Genomic DNA, 21,032 nt, shown 5'->3' on the forward strand with positions numbered 1-21,032 from the left:
ATTGTAAATATAAAAGGTAAGATTTAAAGAGAATATCGCACCTGCACTATGGACTAGGCCTTTAAGCTTGTTTGAGACACCTATTTTACACCATTCAAAATCCCTTGGTAGGCTGGTTTTTTCTGATAATTTCCATCAAAGGGTAGTGGCCAATCGGGCCGGTTATAGTAATTCAGTACCCAGCTATCATTATCTGTTACATTCCATAAGGTAATACCGAATTGTTGTTTTTTAGGCAGCGCATTATAACTTCTCACGATATACTCATACTTAGCTGCCTGCTGACGCTCAAGCAATGAACTCAACAATAAGGATTTGATACTTCCCGGATTTAAGGAAATCTCCATTTCCGAGATATGTACTTTTAAACCGGTTGCGGCAATCTCATTCAAGGCTCTCGAAAACTTAGCATCTTCCAAATTTACTCGGGAATGAAACTGAGTAGCAATTCCGCCAATCGGAATACCTCGCTGTATCATGCCTTCAACATACTTAACAAGTCCGCGACGCTTATTATTACCATACTCCATTCCATAATCATTAATAAAAAGAATTGCCGATGGATCAGCACGATGTGCAAATATGAAGGCCATGTCAATATAATTTGGGCCTAACTTTTGACGCCATATGGTATTCTTTAAATCACCATTATCGGCAAAAGCTTCATTGATCACATCCCAAGCAACCACCTTACCTTTGAAATGTTTAACTACCTCAGTAATGTGCGCTTTAAACATTTCTTTCCATTCCGGGTAGCCTCCTTTAAAATTCTTTACCCAATCTGGAAGGGAATTTCCCCAGATTAAAGCATGTCCATAAACGCGTTTGTTGTTTTCTTCAGCAAATTTAACCAGGTTATCTGCTTCCGACCAGCTGTAGGTTGTTGCAGAGGGACGCAAGCTTTTCATTTTCATGGCTGTTTCGGCTGAAATGCTATTATATTCCTTTACTACAATAGCACGGTACTTACTATCCCTTTTAAGGATCCCCATGTTAATTCCGACTCCAATCGGGAAGGGCATTGTGTTTTGAAAAGTGATATTATCACTCAACTTCAGTGCAGTTACATTGGATGCAGATATTGTTTTATCTGCAGTAACTTGATTTGGTTCGCTATCATTCTTAGCGCAGCTTGTACATCCGACCACAAGGGATGCAAGGAGGATTTTAAAATTGTTCATACTTCGATTTTTATATAGTTTTTGGGTGCAATTAAACAGACAAAAATTTCTAAAAATTGAGGATGATTGAAGTACTTGAATATCACCAGGAGTTTCCGACAAATGCCGAAAACTCCTGGTGATAGATTAGCCAAATATATTGGCAGATGTAGAGTCAGAACCTGATTCAACAGGCCACTGATAAGCTTTATTCAGGAAGTGTGAGAGCCATCCTGTAAAAGCATAAATACTAATTAGGCAGTACCAATAGATTTCACCTGAAAACCAATGGCTTTCAGTTTTTCTACGTCTAATAGGTTACGTCCATCAAATACGTTGGCTGGCTTTAACATATTATCATAAATACGTTGCCAGTCATATGTTTTAAATTCGTCCCATTCAGTCAGAATTGCTATTGCGTGCGCGTCTTTGCAGGCTTCATAAGGATCTGAAGTTACCTTCACTCCAAAACGGTTTTCCTGAGGATCGCGTGAACGCAGGTAATCTAAATCACCATATACCTGAGATTCCTGCACTTTAGGATCATAAACCGTGATCTTAGCCTGCTCAAACAAGAGATGATCGGCTACATAAATCGCTGCAGATTCCCTGGTATCGTTGGTATCCTTTTTAAAGGCCCAGCCTAAAAAAGCTATTTTCTTTCCGTTCACCGTGTTATAAGAGGTGCGGATAATTTCATTAGCAAACCTTTTTTTCTGATGGTCGTTAATAATGATCACCTGTTCCCAATAATCAGCTACCTCTTGCAAACCGTATGAACGTGCAATATAAACCAGGTTTAAAATATCTTTTTGGAAACAAGATCCACCAAAACCAACAGATGCTTTCAGGAACTTTGGTCCGATACGACTATCTGTACCTATAGCACGCGAAACTTCAGAAATATCTGCTTCTGTTTTTTCGCATAACTCTGAAAGCGAGTTAATAGAAGAAACCCGCTGAGCAAGGAATGCATTGGCAGTCAGCTTCGATAACTCAGAAGACCAAATATTCGTGGTTAAAATCCGCTCTCTAGGTACCCAGTTTGCATAAATATCAACCAATGCCTGCATGGCTTCTTTCCCTTCTTCTGTACTGTCTCCACCAATCAGCACCCGATCAGGAGCATTCAAATCTTCTATAGCAGTACCTTCTGCAAGAAATTCAGGATTAGAAAGAATCTGAAATTTACAACCGCTTCCGGTATGTGTCAGGATATCTTTAATTGCACTAGCTGTACGAACTGGAAGTGTAGATTTTTCTACAACGATCTTATCTGTTTTAGATACCCGGGCAATCTGACGGGCACACAATTCAATCCATTTGAGATCTGCAGCTTGTCCAATACCTGCACCGTATGTTTTAGTAGGTGTATTCACAGAAATGAAAACCATATCTGCTTCATCTATTGCCTCATCTACTGCTGTAGAGAAAAATAAATTCCGGCCTCTTGCTTCAGCAACTACTTCACTTAAGCCTGGTTCAAAAACAGGAATATTATTCGTATCCGGATCATTCCAGGCTGCTATTCGCTCTTCATTCAGGTCCACTACTGTTACTTTAATATGGGGACATTTTTTAGCGATAACTGTCATCGTTGGACCACCTACGTAGCCAGCTCCAATGCAGCAAATCTTAGTAATTTTCGTCATATGTTCAAATGAAATTAAATTTGTTGTAAAGATACCATTCGTTTAAATCGCTCCGACTTCTCCACCATTTCTTTAAACTTGCCACTGTAAGTTACCTCACCGCGGTCTAGCATATATATCCTATCAGCATTTTTTATTGTAGAAAGCCGATGTGCAATAATAATCATCGTATAGCTTCCCTGCAACTTTTCTATATTTTGTTGGATAACTAATTCCGTTTCCGAATCCAGCGCAGATGTCGCTTCATCTAAAATCAGAATATCTGCGTTTTTATATAACTCGCGTGCAATGGAAATTCGTTGCTTTTGTCCTCCGGAAATCAGCATTCCTTTATCACCCAGACTGGTAAGCTCCTTTTCTGGAAGTGATTCAACAAAGTCAGTTAATGATGACATCTCACAAACTTTCCAGAAATGTTTCTTATTCTCTTCAGTTGGTTCGGCCCAAAATGTGACATTATTAAATACATCATCTTTAAATATCACCGCTTCCTGTGAGATGTAGCCTATGCGACTGCGGAAGCTGTCCAGATTATACTCCGTAACCGGAACTCCATCAACAAACATGTTTCCACTTTCCATAGGCAGAAGTCCCGTAACGATATTTATCAGGGTAGTTTTGCCCGAACCACTCTCCCCTACCAAAGCAATCGTCTTGTTTTTTGGAATCTGTATATTCACATTTTTCAGCACAGTAGTTTGACCATATTTAAAAATCAGGTCCTTAATCTCAATACTATGCTGAAATCCAGTAAAAGGTTTTGCTACCTGTATTTCTTTCTGTGCTTTCATTTCATCAATCAGCTTCGAAACAGAATCTATAGCACCCACATTCTGAATAAAGTTTTGCCACGAATTCTGGAAGTTCATCAGGAATGATAATGCGCGATAAAAAAGCAACAAACTTAAAATGATGGAACCTAAGTTTCCACCCAAAAACTTAATTTGTACTATGATCACCACAATAACAATCAGCATCACCATCGGCTCCTTGATACTCGTGGTTACGGCCTGGTAATAACCTACCTTGGTATTCAATGCCTCACTTTCTCTAATCACTTTTCTAATCTTACCAGAGAAACCCTTGAATTGATTAGTTGCCTTTAGATATTTAAAGTAATGCACGGCTTCGATCAGGTGAGAGTTAAACACGTTACCTCGGGAGGAAATCTTCATTGAAGTTTTCTTCACAGTTTTCACGGCTCTACTGAAAACCAGATTGGAGAGCAATGAACCTATAGCGACCAGAATTGCAAACTGCCAGTTGGCCAAAAAAGCCATGATCACATAAGTTAGCAACATGGCTACTCCACTCACAGAGTTCAAATAGTGTGTGATCGCCAATTGGAGTTTTTGTACTTCCGAAGTCAGGATATTTTGAATCTTTCCTGCATCCAGCTTCAGAAAACCATTATAACTCAGGGACTGCATATCAGATGTCAGTCCAAAGCGCAATTTTTTAATAAATGTTTGTTTCAGACGTACCTGAGAGCTCAACTGAAAGAATTTGAGTCCCCCTTTTGTAGCAAACAAAATGCCCATAAGACCCAATACACTATAAATGTTAACCGGAACATGTACCGCATTAAACATATCAGTTAGAAAATGAAGGTTACCCATTTCCTTTCCAGTACGCATATTGCCGTCATTATCCATTAATTTCAGTAAAGGAATAAACATAGCCAGACCGATACCGTCCAGACAGCTTACCATTACATTGAGCACCATGTCGAACAAAAAGCGAATACCAAGCTTCTCGTAGAAGAAGTTGAAATATTCACCTAAGAACTTATAATTTACCTTTCTTTTTTCTTTTTTCATAAATTTTGATCGTGTTTTTCAACGCGTGCAGGCACCTGTAAAAATTTCATATTGGTGGTCATTAGAAAGACCATACTGATAGCAAAGAATAAATTATTAAACGAAGAGACAGAGAGGCCATTAATAAGAACGATTGCTAAAAACACAAGAATTACGTTCCGGCTAATTCCACTCTTATTCATCAATAGCCAGGTAGCATAAATGATCAAGACCAGGCCCAATAGTCCATGATCAAGAATCACCCTAAAAAGGAAGGAGTGCAGGATCACTGAATAACAGGTTCCATCACCCGAGTAACTGAATAAATTAGTAAAATAACTCATATTATCGCAGGCGTAATAACTCAAAGGAGTGATGCGTTCATTGCCTACAAGCCAGTGCCAAAGGTTCCAGTGTTTTACCTCGCCCCAGAAAATGGTCATAAACTTAAAACGATCAATATCTTCGAGACTGCCGGAGCGTTCAGAAAATATGAAGTAAATCACTGCTCCCATTACAACAAGAGCTACGGGTATAACATAAACCCAGGTTCTAGGGAAAGAAGTGTAAAACACATAGAATACCAACACACTATACATCAGCAAAGATGATCGGGAGAGTGATAAGATAGTAATTACACCAACTAGACCTAATACAAAAAAGGCTTTTTTACGTGTTATAGAAAACCGAACCAAATACAAGGAATAGAGCAACATCAGCTCAAAATTATTTTCCTCATAAACAACAGGCCTGTCGTCTGTATGCAGTACCAGTGCCAGTAGATATTTAATAAAAAAAGCACCCAACAGGAAGGTGTAAAAGTTCAGAACGCCTTTAGCTGTCATGAGTCTTTTATCCGCCAGAAAGGTCAGAAAAAATAAATATATGTATGATTTATAAATCAGCAGAAAGTCCAGCGTATTTGCATGCTTATACATAATAACATAAGCAAAGGACAGTGCAACATACAAACCAATTCCCGTTCGCACAATCACCACACTGTCTATCCGTTGCGACTTTGCCCATAAAAAGGCAGCACCACAATATAAAATCAACAGGCCTTCGAGTCCCGACACCATAGGCGCAGTTTCCTTCCTAACCAGAAGGAAAGCCAATGACACTAATGCCATCGCAACCATGGTAACAATAAAAATTCTCTTAAAGAAGAAGGCCTTCATGTGTATATTTTCTTAGTCTTATCATTTATCTTTCAAAATAAAATCCTGCAATGATTGTATTAAACTAACTGACGCAAAATCACCCATTGCAGGCAACACATAGTGGTCGGCATCATCTCTTAAACTGATCACTTTATCTTTCAGATCGTACATGTCATACACCACCGGCATATAACCTAATTCTTCAATTTTTTTAGCAGTGGCATACTGATGCTCATTCCGATGTTCTCCCAGTGCAGCAACGCGAGGTACAATTAAAATTGGTTTTTTATCTTTCAAAGCAGAAATAATAGTGCCCATTCCGGCATGACTGATTACCATCTTTGATTCTTTAAAAATCCGTTTGTACTCCGTTGGGTTAAGAAACTCAACAATTTTCAAGTTCTTTACAGGGAAATCAACTCCTGATGCCTGTGCTATTACTTCTTCACCTAGTTCAGCAGCAATTTCGTCCATTGCCAGGATCAGACGGTTAAATGGCGCCTGGGTTCCAGTAGTAACAAATATCATATCAATACATTCCCTGCGTATGTAACTTTGGATGATGCAAGATCAGGCCATTGAGTATAAACCCGGTCAGCAAACCATAATGCGATCCGCCCACTCAAGGAGATCTTTTCTACGTTAGCAATACTATCGATCCAGATTGTTTTAGCGCCAAGGATCTTTCCTGCAAATAACCCCATTAGCCCTGGGGCAGCACCCGTAGTTACAATAACATCCGGTTTCTCTTTCATTACAATGTTGTACGCATTCCAGAAAGATCTCAGGAGTTTAAATTTATTCCAACTGCTCCCATCTGCAATATGATAAAACTTTTTCCCCGGAACGGTAACAGCGAAATCAGGACTCGTCGATATAAAAATCAACTCTTCCTTTTTGAAAGCCATTACTACTCGTAATAACTGTACCCAATGTCCCCCGACTGATGCAATTCCAATGATTTTCATAATGTAGATGTGTTTGTGTAAATAAACTTGTTCTCGATCCGCTTGGCCATAAACCTCTTCACGATTCTGGATTCTTCTTTAGAGACCAGTGGCTGATTTTGAAGAGTAGCCTTTACTCCATAATAAAAAAACAATGAGCCTTCCTGTATACCCCGCTCTTTCACCAATTTCATTGCTTTAAATAAGTACATATAAAAAGGATATCCCATATTACGATATCCGTAAGCTTCCCTGGAAAGGCCCTTTTGGAAGCCCCCCTCTGCCTGACGTGTTTGCGTTGGGTATAAATGCAGAATATCCTGCTCAAAAAACTTTTCAGTGATATACCCCTTATCACGGGCCAGTATATCATCAATTCCATCCCAGCCTTTAAAAGGTCTTAATCCGCCAATCGCTTGGAGACATTCTTTTCTATAAAACTTATTTGGCCCCTGTGTATGCCATTTATGTTTTGATTCAATGATTCTTGTGTTATCATCCCCTAATATGAAAGTGACTCCGCTGGCTATTCCCAATGAAGGATATTTCTCGAACTTGCTCAGCATAAATTCGATATAATCATTTCGCTGAATAACAAGATCGGCATCCAATTTAGAAACAATATCCCAGTCTATTTTCATAGTATCTGCAACTTGTAAACCCAGATTAAATAATTCGACTACATTATTTCCGGTTGCTCGTGTTGAAGATGTTTTTTCTCTTCGATGATAATGAATAAAGGGATATTTCTTAGCATAATCTTTAACAATCTCCGGAGAGGAATCATTCGACCCATCATCCATTAAAAGCCAGGCAGCAGGATAAATACCCTGTTTAACAATTGAAGCAATTGTACCACCTATTGAATCTTCTTCGTTTTTAAATGGGGTGATTATTAACAATTTCATAAACAATTTAAAAGAACATTAAAAATATTGCAAATCACTTGATAAGCTTCACATACAAAGAGAGCAGTTTTTGCCCTTAAATGTTTGATACATTTTGACCTTAACGGTACACAAAAAGTGAGAAAAACTATGAAATTAGAGTAGAAAACAAAGATTGATAGTGCTGCATAATCTGATTTACACTAAATTCTCTGGCTCTGCTAATCAGTAAATCACGATCGATAGGATGATCCAAAGCGTAATTTATCTGCTCTGAAAGGGCATTTACCTGCCCGATTGGAACAAGAAAACCATAGCGATCTTCTAATATTTCAGCAGGTCCATAATCGCAATCTGTTGACACAATTGTGAGTCCCGCTGCAAGGGCCTCCACAAGCACATTACCGAACCCTTCATAATCAGAAGAAAGCACAAATAAGTTGGCTTTACTCATCCAGGATACAGGATTTAGTTTAAAACCTTCCAGGCTTATACAATCCTGTAAATTCAGACTGTTAATCTGACTCTGCAACTTTTCACGCAACGGTCCCTCTCCAATGATAATCAGTCTGACCTCACGTTTTTTTGATAATAAGGCTATGGCATCAATCAACAGCGCATGATTTTTAGCATCAACTAAACGTCCTACAGTAATCAGGACAGGAACAGTATCATCATTCAGCCATTCGTGCTGAACAGGTAATCCTGCCTGCTTTTCCAGTTCAGGAGACCAGGCCGGATTATAGATCACATGGATCTTATTTGCCGGAATCAGGGCAACCTTTTGCAGGCTCTGACCTAAGCCCTTAGACACCGCTACTATGGCATCAGCGAAACGATATAAAAGCGGTATGGATAAAAAAGTAAGCTTAGAGAGAGTGAGTGCACTATTTTTAAAAAAGACTACCGTATTATTCCGTTCAGAGATAACAATTTTTGTTTTTACACGAGCCATTAAACGGCCAATAACCGTGAATGTATTTAAAGAAGGGGTTGCAGTGAAGAGCACATCAAACTTTTCCCTTTTTAAAATATCAGAAAAAGAGAAAAACAGGCGACTTTTTTTTAACGAACGGAAGTAAATCAGTTTGATGCGAGGGTCAAGTAAACTAACATACTCCCCTCCAGGGATCATTAGCACCACAGAAACGTCGTTCCCCTGTTCCACGAAGTAATTCGCGGCATTTACAATCATCTTCTGAATGCCCCCCTGATTCAGATTTCTATAAAAATAAGCTAGCTTCATACCCCATTACACTTTAATCATTTTTTTAAGCATAAGCTTAGACACCAGGATGATACTATCCGGGGTGAGATTCATTTTCCGGAGCAACTGGTAGTCCAGCGGTTGTTTATCTACGATCTGCCCCCTGAGAATACTATAAATCCGTTTATTTTGAAAATCTTTTATGGCCTGTTCCAGTTCGGTATTCTTATTTTCCCTTAATATGTTAAGCAAAAAAGGAGAAAATATATAAAGTGATTCCCTTTTTATGGACTTCGTGACCATGTTAACCGCATCCAGATAATAATAAGAAAGCGGTTTGTTGATCCACAAATTACCTTTGCTTTGCCACAAACATCTGATCCAGGTATCCACATCCCCCCCTCTCTTATAGCCGCTTTCAGGAAACTTGCCCGCGCGCACAAGCAGGTCCTTTTTAAAAGAAACCGCTCCAGTCCATAACGTATGTTTTTGCCTAAACAAATCAATCAGCGCAAAAGACTTTTGTTGTACATCAGCATTGATCACTGAGGTTTTATCCAGTTTTTTTTGCGTCCCTAAAGTATTGTAATATCCCCAGGTCACACATTCGATATCCGGATTTTTAACAATTGCGCTTTTAATGGTATCAAGCAGATCCAGGCTCCATTCATCATCCGCATCCAGGAAACAGATCCAGGGGTAACGAGCATGATCAATACCAACGTTTCTGGCCTTGTAACCACCCGGACCAGGTTCAGTACGGGTGTAAAGGGAAATCTTTGGATCGGTAAATTCAGTTACCTTCTCTGAAGAACCGTCCGTTGATGCATCATCAATAATAATGAGTTCAAAGTTCTGATAAGTCTGCTTCAATACTGAAAATACAGATCGCTCCAGGTGAGGCAACTTATTATGAACCGGAATGATCACTGAAAAATAAGGTTCATTGTTCATCAGATTGTAAAGCTTAATTTTTACTGAAAATCCCTTTAATTTTTGACCTTAAACCAGTGCGCTCATCACCATAATTATAATTACCGTAAGCATAATCACTGCCCGTACCCATCCTGATGTCATTCAGCACGATAGCCAGACGTTTCATTTCATTTTCTTTAAACATATCTTCTACGATAGACAGCTGTGATTTTGATGTAATATGCTGTCTCACTATATAAAGACATAAGTCAGCATATCCAGCCAGTAACTGCGCATCAATCACTACCCCTACCGGAGGAGCATCAATAATAATATAATCGAAACGTTCTTTCAGGTCTTTAAATAACAATCCAATACGATTATGCATGAGTAATTCGGCAGGATTGGGTTGTGTTTCTCCGGAACTGATGACAAACAGATTATCGAGTGCACCCGATGGTCTAATGATCTGTTCAGGGATCATTTTATCATCCATGATATAATTCGTAAAACCTACGCTATTATCCACTCCTAGTTTGGAAGACAAGCCTGATTTGCGCAGGTCAAGTTCCATCAACAACACTTTTTTACCCGATATTGCCAGAACACTGCCTAGATTAATCGATGTAAATGACTTTCCTTCATTAGCCATACTCGAAGTCAGCAAGATCACTTTTTCATCCGCATCCTTCAAATAGAAGAATAACCGGGTTCGCAAAGCTCTAAACTGCTCTGCTATGGCGGATCGTGGGTTATGAGCGACAATTAAATTGTCGGATCCTGAATTATGACCGATCTCACCAATTACCGGAACCTGTGTTCCATTTATGATATCGTCTTTTCTTTCGATCAGACTATTGAGCAAAAATCGGGTATAAATCACGGTAGCTGGCAAAATCAAAGCCAGAAGTACTGCTATAGCATAAAAAACAGGGACCTTGGGACTTACTTTCTCCTGTGTTTTAGGAGGATCTATCTTTTTAGAATTCGGCGTATTATAAGTCTTACCAATAGCTGCTTCTTCACTTTTCTGCATTAGAAAAATATACAGCTGTTGTTTGATCTGCTGTTGACGTGCCAAATCCAGATAGTTTCGTTCTATTTCAGGAACGTTTTGAATTTTTCCGGCTACAGTCTGCACTTGTTTCTGCAGGGAATTAAGTGTAATCTTCAAGAAGTCTTTGCTGTTGGTTAAACTGCTCAGCATATCTGCACGAAGGTTAGCAATCCGATCGTTCAGATTTGTGATTACCGGATTTTCTGCCGTTACGCCTACCATTCTCCGGTCACGCTCTAAAAGCAGGGTATTGTATTTATCAACCAAACTACTAAACGTAGGGTCTGACACTACGAGTGAACTAGGCACAACCCTGTCGTTTCCTGCATTCTTCTGCAGGTAATCCTGAATGCTGTTCAATACGCTGATCTGAGTTTGCACCTTGGCCACTTCATCGTTGAACTGACTGGTATTCTGAACCATCACTCTGGATTGTTCACTCATTTCGGCGATCTGATTGCGTTGCTTGAAGTTTTGAATATTTCCTTCCAAATCACCCAGCTCTCCTCCAAGATAACTCAACCTGTTCCGGATAAACTTAACACTACTGTCTGCCAATGTATTACGATCTTCCAAATTGGATTGCACATAAATATCCAACAGTTTATTCAGGATATCTTCCCCTTTCTTAGGTAAGGGATAAACAAAGTCAAGTTGTATGATACCCATCTGCTTGGCCAGCAATGCTACTGTCAGATTACTGCTCAATTTATTTACAGTCTGATCGACAGATGAAAGTGTAAAGGCGTAATGATTCGATTTTAATCCAGGCAATGGATTAACCAGTTTAATTCTACCAATGTTAGCCAAACTCAATGACTGATTAAAATCGACAATGGTATCAAGCGTTTCAGTCTGCAGATGAACTTTATGTCCTGCCAGAACCTCTGCATTAAACTTCGTGAAATGAATAGTATCTACAGGTTCAGATATTTGAACCGTAAAAGGAGGGGTATAAAGTTCTTCATCTCTGATCGGACCTTTACTGAAGTAAGTGATGTTTAACTTCATATCATTCACAACCCGTTCCATCAGGTATTTGGTTTGTAAAACCACTGCTTCCTCATCTACTATAGAGGCCGTTGGAACTCCAAATTCGGTTGAAAGGGAATTATCAGTCGACGTTGAAGGTGCTCCACGGTTGGAATTATTAATTTTAATCAGCGCATGTATGTTATACATAGGCGTGGTATACATCACATAAAAGAAGACTGCAGTAAAAAAAACGATGAACGCGAGTAAGAACCATGGCCATGCGGCTTTCATCTTTTTCCAAAGCTGACTGTAATTCGTCTCTTCACTTTCGTCGAATGACATTCCTGTATTATTTATTCTGCTCATAAAAAGAGGTTAAAGCCCTAGTAAATACGTGTTATAATGAGTACAATCGTTGAAAGTGCGGATAAAGCAATCACAGCAGTAGAACGCGCAGTGTTGTTTAAGCTAAAGACCTTCGATTTGTTTGGTTCTACATAAACCACATCATTTTGCTTTAGAAAGTAATATGGGCTGTTAAAAATATTGGATGAGTTAATACTTACTGTTCCATATTCTTTCCTTCCGTTTACATCGCGAATGATCATGATGTTTTCTCTTTTGCCATAAAGGGTCAAATCGCCTGATAAACTAAGAGCATCGAGGATCGTCACTTTTTCGTTTGGTAAAGTATATGAACCGGGACGGTTAACCTCGCCCAGAATAGAGATCTTAAAGTTGGCAAAACGAACACTTACGTTCGGTTTCTGGAAATACCTAGCTGCTTTTGTACGGATCAAATCGCGGGCTTGAAAAGTAGTCAATCCGCCTACCTTCACATTGCCGATAATAGCAAGCTCAATCTCACCATTCTTATCAACAGAAAATCCTTCGATCTCACGTGAACTTGGATTCCTTGGCGTTCCCATTGTTTCCAGGGGATTGGATTGATTGATTACCGCTGCGGTCTGTGGATCAACTGTAATGATAGATACTGATAAAATATCATCTGGCTGAATGATCGGTTCTGTAAAATTCGTAACAGAATCTAACCGCTTCCGGTCTGTTTGATTTAAATTCTGAAAATACGGAATATTTTTAGTGCTTACACAAGAAGAAATAAGGGTCAGACCAGAAATAAACATAAAGTTTAAGGCGAAAATTTTCCAAAATTTGTGTGTCATAGATTAAGAATATGCATAAAGTAAATAAACGTAAACAAAAGTATCACTTATGATCCCGCTCGTGGTACACATCTAATACACAAAAGCCTTCCCATAATTTGGGAAAAAATGTTCAAAAGCAACAATTTTTTATTATTTGAATGCTTTGTGCTATTAAACGCGATGGCATTTTTAGCGGGTTAAAAAGTTTGTAGTTTTTATACGGACCTATCGTAAATTTTATGATCGACAAGGATATACGCTATTATTATTTACCCATTTTTTTAAGCTCAACCTCCACTCTTCTATTTTTTTGGCGACCGGCTTTAGTTTTATTACTAGCAATCGGTACAGTACTTCCGAAAGGGGTTGTAATAATACGTTCGCTTTTTACTCCTTTAGAAACCAAGTACTCTTTTACGTTTCCTGCCCTCTTATCAGATAGCACCCAATTGTACTTGTAAGCACCAATACTATCTGCATGCCCCCTTAAAGAAACAACATAATTATCATGGATAACTGCACTTGCCAGTTGATCTAATTTTTTGTAATAAGAAACACGAACAGAAGGCTTGTCAAAGTCGTATTCCAGATTTTTAGTTAGATCAGCCAAAACTATAGCATTTGTTTTTTTCAGCGTATTAACGTCTTTTCCAGCTCTTACAAAAACAAATAAGAAAAATGCGGCCATAATACTCAGCAGTGTAGTTTTCATAACGATGAAAATTTAAATATGTATACTATTTTTAAAGCTAACACCAACTCTTTTACAAAGTTCTGTGCAGACACCGGAATGTTCGGACTCTTCAGAGTTATGTATATTTAATGTATAAATGAGAGAAAAGTTGTATATCAGTTATTCTCCAGAATGAATCAATATGCCATCACGTTTTTATGCGATTAAACAAAGAGATGGAAATGAATAAAAATGCGCATACTAATAAAAATCAGCTTATTACAGGTAATTATCGTAGATTATACTCCTTTTTCTGTTCGTAACATCGTTGATTATTACGGCACTTTAGGATAATTTCGTTATTATTGATAACGATTATACGATGATATGAATACTGATGATTCGGAGTCTGTAAAACCAGACCCTTATGCCGCCTTACGCTTTCCTGAATTCCGTGCATACTTACTAATGCGTTTCTTTTTAACATTTGGATATCAGATTCAAGCTGTTGTAATTGGATGGTACATTTATCATCTTACTAAAGATCCATTGTCACTGGGACTGATTGGTTTATGTGAGGCCATTCCTGCTGTTAGCATTTCCCTCTACGGCGGTTATGTAGCAGATAAATCAGAGAAAACTAAACTACTAAAGATTATCATTGGAGGCATGATTGCCTGTTCTACAGTACTTTATCTCATCACGCTGCCAACATTATCTTCCAGACTCAGTACTGCCCATCTTGTAGGGATTATCTATATGATGATCTTTTGCATCGGCATCTGTCGGGGTTTCATGGGCCCTACTACTTTTTCGCTCATGTCTTTAATCGTTCCAAGGGCGCTTTATCCCAATTCCTCTACCTGGAATAGTACTGGTTTTCAGATTGCCGCTATTGGTGGTCCTGCTGCCGGGGGATTGATTTATGCCTTTGCCGGAATCTCCTTTACCTTTTTGCTGATCCTGATATTTTTGTCAATTGCTTTATGCTGTATCTTTTTAATCAAAAAAAGAGAACCTGTATTTATGCCTAAAGAAAGTATTTTTGAAAGTCTTTCCGTAGGAATCAAATTTGTATTTGGAAACAGGATGATGCTGGGAGCCATGAGTCTGGATATGTTCTCCGTATTTTTTGGTGGTGCTGTAGCTCTAATTCCTGTAATTGCCAGTGAAGTGCTTCATGTTGGCGCAGAAGGGTTTGGCATAATGAGGGCGACACCCGCAATAGGAGCTGTATTAACCATGCTTTTCATGGCTCGTCACTCTCCTATGAATAAACCATGGAGGAATCTGCTCATTGCAGTAACAGGGTTTGGGGTCTCAATCATCTGTTATGGATTGTCTACAAATTTTTACCTGACCCTTTTCTTTCTCTTTTTTGAAGGCGTTTTTGATAGTGTAAGTGTCGTTATACGTTCTACCATCATGCAGCTGCTTACTCCTGATAACATGCGTGGGCGCGTATCTGCAGTCAACTCGATGTTCATCGGATCTTCCAATGAAATAGGTGCATTTGAATCCGGGTTAACGGCCCGACTCATGGGAACAGTCCCAGCCGTCGTATTCGGAGGTACAATGACCCTGATCATTGTCAGTGTTACCTATTTCAAAACTAAAGTACTGGTTCCTCTTGGATTAAAAGAAATAGAATAAAGGGACAAGGATCAGGATTTTGCTTTGTTTATGGCATAATTATAGATAAATAAGAGTATTAAAAAACTATCTATCTACATTATGGAAGCATCACAAGTTAACAACATTGAAATTAAAAAGGAATTTCCGGTATCAAAAGAAGCGCTTTATCAGGCATGGACGAATGCTGATGATTTAAAAAAATGGTGGAAGCCATTGAAAGCGACGTTGACTGAAGTGGACAATACTGTCGAAAAAGCAGGTAAAATAAAGTACACTTTTGAAAATAACGGAATCAAGGATTTTCTGATTATTACCGGCGAATATTTGAAAGTAGAAGAAAATGCAAAGTTAGTGTACACCTGGGACTGGGTTACACAGGAGGGTCCTTTAGGAAATGCAAGTTATAAACTAACTGTAAATTTTACGGATGCCGATCAAGGCAGTCAAATTGCAATTCTTCAGGAGAGCAATTCGACGGAGGAAGCCGTAATGCCGCATCAGGAAGGTTGGGAAAAATCACTTGAAGATTTAAGGACCTATTTAACTGAAGGACAAAATTCAACGGATGATCAGGAGGAGGAAGAACCTACCACAGAGAATAGAAGCAATCAGGACTCTGGCTCGGAAGATGTTGCTGGTTACAGAGAAGCACCCGACCAGCAAAAAGTTGGGGAATAAGTAGAGTTAAGTATTCCTTTTATTTTATAACAGAAAGCAGGTTCTTTAATGCTTTAAGATTCAAAATCTCCTTATTTTAATCTAACACAGGTAAACTGTGACAGATTAATCTAAGGAGATTATTTATTACCAGTAGAATTTATTAATTAAGCAAAATTAAGCCATGAACTATCATCTGCATAGTCGTCAACAACCTGAACAGTATTATCAAATTTAAATGAGCACATCAGGGAGGAGATTTCCTGTTGTACCATAGTAATACAATTTTCAATCAAGTCTTTCCTGAAACCTTTAGCCTCCAGATCCAATACGTATCCCACGGAAACAATTCTTCCCAGAATCTTACCTAGATCAACAAGCTTGCGCTGAGAGATGGTGCTGCTGATAGAGAAGCTTAAGTCTTTTTTAAAATGCAAACAAGCTTCAGCTGTTACTTTAAAATCTTTTAGAAAATCAAACAGATTCAGTTGTTTTTGTTTTTTCATAAGACGGGTAATCATTTCGGCTATCTGCGCATACAGCATTTCATTAGAACCTTCAAAAATCTGAAAAGGTCTGCTATCCATGATACCACGACCACCAATATGGCTGATGCGGTATCCGTTTGCACCAGAAACCTGTACCAATAACTGGGCAGATTCCTGCATTAGATCTGTAACAACGGCTTTCATGCTATTTGCTTCCAGGCCTTCGGTTGCCAGGTTATGGTCAATTCCACTGATCTGGCTACTCCTGGCACACATAGCTGAACAAATGGTAAAAGCAGATTGAATCCTGGCAATCTGATGTTGCACCTGATCCATGGATAATAAATTACCTGCACCAACCATTCTATTCTTGCAGTGGTTAATGGCTTCGTCCATCATGCGTTTGATAAAGCCCATACCCATACCTGGGAATTGCATTCTGCTTCGATGTAAAATATCAAGCATCATTTTAATCCCTGTAGTCTCCGGTTCTAATTTAAATTTAGCGGGAACCTCCAGGTCAAGGGTATTTAATCCGTAAGGAATCATGTAAAGTCCTAAACTATCATAAAGTTCCTCTACTACAACTTGTTGTTTCTTTTGAGCAGTATCGCAGATAAAAAAGTCAATATCCCTGCTTAGTTCTCCATTGTCTATTGACTTCCGGCAAGCGATGAGCCAATAATCGGCTAAACCGGTCAGGCCTTGCCAATGTTTGGTACCTTTAATTGCATATCCATCATTAAAAGGCGTGTGGCATGTTTTCATGTTTAAGGCATCACTACCAAAGTCTGGCTCAGTAATCATGAGTCCACCCATATTCTGATTCATCAGAAAGCGGTCAAAAATTTCTTTTTTTACGCCTTCGTTTGCATATTTAGAAATAGGCTCTAAAAAGAGGGCGATGTTGATTCCGAATGTTAAGGAAAGGGGAAGTGATTCGTAGGATGCTGCAGCTAATAAGCCTAAGCATTCTTTTACTTTGCTTCCACGGCCTCCGTATTGTTCAGGAATAGCAACGGCTAAAGGAACTTTAGACATAATTCCACTCATAATTGAAGGGGGAAGACCTCTTTCAAGGCTGAGTTTATTTATATCTTCTTTCTCGTGAAATAAATGTCTTAGAGTTTCTTCGAACTCTTTAATGAATTCTGAAAAACTAGTTGTAGTCAATGTCATATGCAAAGGTAATTATCTTAGTAGTAGGTTATAGGAGTGTAAACAAATTATTAACGATTTAGTTGTGTGATCAGCTAAAATCTTTCATTATAATGTCATTTTCTTAAATCAATGACTACTCATGCATTTTAAAGTTCATGATTTAATGGTATAATTTTAATGTATATGATTAAGCGATACACTTATATTAGCAACAAATAACTGATACCTAGCAAAGGCTGGTATGCAGGTAATTATAAGGCAATCAATTAACAATAAATGACATGGTGATCAAAAAAAATATTCTTATTAAGATTCAATACCTAATTCTGGTTACCTTGTTGATGTGTATATCTTATTTTACTATGGCACAAGGAAAAATTGACATTCAAGGACATCGGGGATGCAGGGGACTAATGCCTGAAAACACCATACCGGCTATGAAAAAAGCAATGGATCTTGGTGTTACTACCCTGGAGATGGATATTGCTATTAGTAAGGATATGCATGCGGTTGTGTCACATGATCCTTTTATGTCTTCGGATTTCGTAACGAAACCAGATGGACAAGCCGTTACGTCAGCAGAGTCAAAAAGCTTAAAAATATACGCGCTAAACTACGAAGAGATCCGGAAGTTTGATGTGGGAAGCAGAGGAAATGATAAGTTTCCGAAGCAGGAAAAGATGGTGGCCTACAAACCTTTACTGAGCGATTTGATTGATTCAACCGAGGCCTATGCAAAGCATGCTCATTTACCGGATCCCTATTATAATATTGAAACAAAGGTAACAGCAGAAGGGGATGACATTTATCATCCGAAACCAGAAGCTTTTATGAAAGTGCTGATGCCTGTCATATTGAGTAAGGGTATAGAAAAAAGAGTGATCATTCAATCTTTTGATCCCCGAACACTGGAAATTGTACACCGTGATTATCCGGAAATTAAAACAGCACTTTTGGTCGAGAATAAGGAAAGCTTTAAGCTTAACCTGAAAAGGCTGAGCTTTAAACCAACCATATACAGCCCTTACTATCTACTTGTTAACGACAAAACAATCAAGGATTGCCATAAACAGGATATTAAAATTATTCCATGGACAGTTAATACCCAGGCGGCTATTGAAGGTTTGATCAACAAGGGAGTGGATGGCATTATTACTGACTACCCGGATTTGTTGATCCACAAAAACAAATCACGTTGAGAACAGGATTAAAAGTACTTGTTTCGGTTATCCTTTTACTGATCGTTGTTTATTTCTGCGGGCCTAATCCCAAGACTCCTGTTTATACCAGTCAGCTGCCTGCTGTTCCGGAGTTGAAGAATCTGCATGCATACATTACTGGGAAAGAAGGGAAATTAGCTATTAAACCAGGAAACGAAGCAGAAATTATTTGGGCAGACTCTGCGGCTAAAACCCAAACGGAGTATGCGGTAGTCTATCTACATGGATTTGGCTCCAGTCATGAGGAAGGTAATCCTGTACATCGTGCATTTGCAAAAAAGTTTCACTGTAACCTGTACCTATCAAGACTGGCAGATCATGGATTAATCACCAAAGAGCCAATGATTGATTTCAGCGCAGAAAGACTTTGGCAATCTGCCTTGGAAGCTTATGCGATTGGTAGAAAGCTTGGTAAAAAAGTAATTTTGATGAGCACCTCTACAGGGGGCACACTGTCATTAAAACTAGCTGCAGATTATCCTGAGATCAACAGTCTGATCCTGTTATCACCAAATATTGAGATCAACAATGACAATTCCTGGTTGCTGAATAATCCATGGGGATTACAGATTGCAAGACAAATTGCAGGAGGCAACTATTTAAGGTCCCGTACAAAAACAAAAGAATACAGCAGGTACTGGTATCCTTATTACAGACTTGAGGCTGCTGTTCAGCTTCAGGAACTTATTGAAACGACGATGTTACCTTCCACTTTTAAAAAGGTGCGGCAACCGGTTCTTCTTCTTTATTATTATAAAGATCCTGCCCATCAGGATAATGTAGTAAAGATTGATGCCATGCTTAATATGTTTAATGAACTTGGCTCGCCAGTACGTTTAAAACGGAAGGCAGCCATTCCAAACGCCGGAAACCATGTAATCGGATCATGGATCAAATCGAAAGATATTAAGACGGTTGAAAGGGAAACAGCACGTTTTGGTGTTGAAGTATTGAAGCTTAATTGATTCTTTTAATTTATTTACACCTTTAAAAAAACTTGGACGCATTTATTGATACAGGGAAAGGCATGGACTGAAAACTTAATTCTCTCTTCATTCTATAGTAACAAGAAGATGGTAGCTTTCCATCCAAAGTTTAATTATGAAAAGGATTAAGGTGGCATTTTTTGCTGAGATTTTAATAGAAGATTTTGATGGTGCATCACGTACCATGTTTCAACTAATAAAAAGAATCAATCCAGAGAATTTTGAATTTCTTTTTATTTGTGGAGTAGGGCCTGATCAGCTTTACGGATTTGAGTGCATGCGGATTCCTACTATTACACTGCCAGTTAATCATACTTATAAAATGGCTTTACCTGTTTTTGCGCAGAGCAGACTTAAGGAAAAGCTATTAAATTTCAATCCTGATGTAGTACACATTGCTACACCTTCCCTATTGGGTCACTTTGCAATGAAATATGCGCGTCGGCGATTCATTCCAATCATATCCATTTATCATACCCACTTTATCTCTTATATTGATTATTATTTCAAGCATGCCCCATTTCTAATAGGTGCCATTAAACCGCTGATTGCTGATAGTCAACGGAAATTCTACAATCAAAGTTACTTAACCTATGTACCTTCAGAAAGCATATCAGCTGAGTTAGGTGAGATGGGAATTGAGGAGAGTCGTTTAAAAATATGGAAAAGGGGGTTTGATACCTCTATTTTCTCAGCGGTAAAAAAAGACTTACCTCTTATCAGGAAGATTACAGGAAATAAATTTCCAACTATACTATTTGCAAGCAGGTTAGTCTGGGAAAAGAACCTGGAGACCCTATTTGGTGTTTATGATATATTGATTAAAAAGAAACTAGAGATTAACCTTTTAATTGCAGGAGATGGTATAGCGGAAGATGCCTGCAGAGCAAGAATGCCTAAAGCTTTTTTTGTTGGTAAAAAGAGTCATGAAGACCTGGCTGTTTTATATGCATCATCTGATATTTTTCTTTTCCCTTCCATTTCGGAAACCTTTGGAAATGTGGTGTTAGAGGCTATGGCATCGGGATTACCTTGCGTAATTGCAGACGGGGGTGGTTCAAAAGACTTCATTGAAGACGGAGTAAATGGCTTTAAATGCGAGGCTGAAAACGCTGCGGATTACATAGATAAAATACAGCTTTTACTGCATGACAAAACACTTTGGAAGCAGTTTTCACAGGCGGGATTGACTTACAGCAAAGGGTGTAACTGGGAACAACTGGCACAAACGTATTTTGAAGATGTACAATTTCTTTCTGCGGAATCGCTGCAGGTTGCTGTTTAAGA

Annotated in this window: 18 protein-coding genes; 5 read left to right on the forward strand and 13 right to left on the reverse strand. The window is 38.7% G+C overall.

The window, feature by feature from the left end:
• Window positions 1-80 precede the first annotated feature (80 nt).
• The 12 genes from ADIARSV_RS11600 to ADIARSV_RS11655 all read right to left on the reverse strand — a co-directional run bounded on the left by ADIARSV_RS11600 (window position 81) and on the right by ADIARSV_RS11655 (window position 13,637).
• The gene (locus tag ADIARSV_RS11600) at window positions 81-1,181 is read right to left on the reverse strand and encodes an endo-1,4-beta-xylanase (RefSeq protein ID WP_016195715.1); all 1,101 of its coding nucleotides are present in this window, start codon (window positions 1,179-1,181) and stop codon (window positions 81-83) included.
• A 233-nt stretch (window positions 1,182-1,414) separates the two neighbouring features.
• Window positions 1,415-2,812 carry a UDP-glucose 6-dehydrogenase gene (locus tag ADIARSV_RS11605; protein WP_016195716.1) on the reverse strand — a complete coding sequence of 466 codons (1,398 nt, stop codon included), beginning with the start codon at window positions 2,810-2,812 and terminating at the stop codon, window positions 1,415-1,417.
• 14 nt (window positions 2,813-2,826) lie between these two features.
• Window positions 2,827-4,632, reverse strand: a complete 1,806-nt coding sequence (locus ADIARSV_RS11610; protein ID WP_016195717.1) for an ABC transporter ATP-binding protein — start codon at window positions 4,630-4,632, stop codon at window positions 2,827-2,829.
• Entirely contained in the window at window positions 4,629-5,789 is a 1,161-nt protein-coding gene (locus ADIARSV_RS11615) for a hypothetical protein (protein WP_040299898.1), read from the reverse strand. Before ADIARSV_RS11615 ends, ADIARSV_RS11610 begins: the two co-directional genes overlap by 4 nt.
• Window positions 5,790-5,810: 21 nt before the next feature.
• Window positions 5,811-6,299: a glycosyltransferase gene (locus tag ADIARSV_RS11620; RefSeq protein ID WP_016195719.1), complete on the reverse strand. Its 489-nt coding sequence runs from the start codon at window positions 6,297-6,299 to the stop codon at window positions 5,811-5,813.
• Window positions 6,296-6,739 (reverse strand): glycosyltransferase family protein, encoded by a 444-nt coding sequence (locus ADIARSV_RS11625; RefSeq protein WP_052017010.1) that lies wholly within the window; start codon window positions 6,737-6,739, stop codon window positions 6,296-6,298. The genes ADIARSV_RS11620 and ADIARSV_RS11625 overlap by 4 nt, the downstream gene beginning before the upstream one ends.
• Window positions 6,736-7,626, reverse strand: a complete 891-nt coding sequence (locus tag ADIARSV_RS11630; protein WP_016195721.1) for a glycosyltransferase family 2 protein — start codon at window positions 7,624-7,626, stop codon at window positions 6,736-6,738. The genes ADIARSV_RS11625 and ADIARSV_RS11630 overlap by 4 nt, the downstream gene beginning before the upstream one ends.
• A 127-nt stretch (window positions 7,627-7,753) precedes the next feature.
• Window positions 7,754-8,851, reverse strand: coding sequence for a glycosyltransferase (locus tag ADIARSV_RS11635; protein WP_016195722.1), 1,098 nt, complete (start codon window positions 8,849-8,851; stop codon window positions 7,754-7,756).
• A 6-nt stretch (window positions 8,852-8,857) separates the two neighbouring features.
• The gene (locus ADIARSV_RS20655; RefSeq protein ID WP_016195723.1) at window positions 8,858-9,766 is read right to left on the reverse strand and encodes a glycosyltransferase family 2 protein; all 909 of its coding nucleotides are present in this window, start codon (window positions 9,764-9,766) and stop codon (window positions 8,858-8,860) included.
• 13 nt (window positions 9,767-9,779) lie between these two features.
• Window positions 9,780-12,125, reverse strand: a complete 2,346-nt coding sequence (locus ADIARSV_RS11645) for a GumC family protein (RefSeq protein WP_016195724.1) — start codon at window positions 12,123-12,125, stop codon at window positions 9,780-9,782.
• Window positions 12,126-12,142: 17 nt separating this feature from the next.
• Window positions 12,143-12,943, reverse strand: a complete 801-nt coding sequence (locus ADIARSV_RS11650; RefSeq protein ID WP_152439856.1) for a polysaccharide biosynthesis/export family protein — start codon at window positions 12,941-12,943, stop codon at window positions 12,143-12,145.
• A 247-nt stretch (window positions 12,944-13,190) separates the two neighbouring features.
• A complete protein-coding gene (locus ADIARSV_RS11655; RefSeq protein ID WP_016195726.1) occupies window positions 13,191-13,637 on the reverse strand; it encodes an OmpA family protein in 447 nt (148 codons plus the stop codon).
• A 348-nt stretch (window positions 13,638-13,985) separates the two neighbouring features.
• Between ADIARSV_RS11655 and ADIARSV_RS11660 the strand changes: the two genes are divergently transcribed.
• Both ADIARSV_RS11660 and ADIARSV_RS11665 read left to right on the forward strand, forming a co-directional pair.
• Window positions 13,986-15,251, forward strand: a complete 1,266-nt coding sequence (locus ADIARSV_RS11660; RefSeq protein ID WP_016195727.1) for an MFS transporter — start codon at window positions 13,986-13,988, stop codon at window positions 15,249-15,251.
• Window positions 15,252-15,332: 81 nt separating this feature from the next.
• Window positions 15,333-15,911, forward strand: coding sequence for an SRPBCC family protein (locus ADIARSV_RS11665; protein ID WP_016195728.1), 579 nt, complete (start codon window positions 15,333-15,335; stop codon window positions 15,909-15,911).
• 146 nt (window positions 15,912-16,057) lie between these two features.
• Here ADIARSV_RS11665 and ADIARSV_RS11670 read toward each other — a convergent pair whose 3' ends face one another.
• Window positions 16,058-17,557, reverse strand: coding sequence for an acyl-CoA dehydrogenase family protein (locus ADIARSV_RS11670; protein WP_040299902.1), 1,500 nt, complete (start codon window positions 17,555-17,557; stop codon window positions 16,058-16,060).
• Between the two features lie 344 nt (window positions 17,558-17,901).
• On the opposite strand from ADIARSV_RS11670, the gene ADIARSV_RS11675 reads away from it, so the two are divergent.
• The 3 genes from ADIARSV_RS11675 to ADIARSV_RS11685 all read left to right on the forward strand — a co-directional run bounded on the left by ADIARSV_RS11675 (window position 17,902) and on the right by ADIARSV_RS11685 (window position 21,030).
• Window positions 17,902-18,738, forward strand: a complete 837-nt coding sequence (locus ADIARSV_RS11675) for a glycerophosphodiester phosphodiesterase (RefSeq protein WP_235048411.1) — start codon at window positions 17,902-17,904, stop codon at window positions 18,736-18,738.
• A complete protein-coding gene (locus ADIARSV_RS11680) occupies window positions 18,735-19,724 on the forward strand; it encodes an alpha/beta hydrolase (protein ID WP_016195731.1) in 990 nt (329 codons plus the stop codon). The genes ADIARSV_RS11675 and ADIARSV_RS11680 overlap by 4 nt, the downstream gene beginning before the upstream one ends.
• Window positions 19,725-19,860: 136 nt before the next feature.
• On the forward strand, window positions 19,861-21,030 hold the full coding sequence (locus ADIARSV_RS11685) for a glycosyltransferase family 4 protein (RefSeq protein ID WP_016195732.1): 1,170 nt from the start codon (window positions 19,861-19,863) through the stop codon (window positions 21,028-21,030).
• Window positions 21,031-21,032 lie beyond the last annotated feature (2 nt).

This window comes from Arcticibacter svalbardensis MN12-7 (assembly GCF_000403135.1).
In the GTDB taxonomy this organism is placed as follows: domain Bacteria; phylum Bacteroidota; class Bacteroidia; order Sphingobacteriales; family Sphingobacteriaceae; genus Arcticibacter; species Arcticibacter svalbardensis.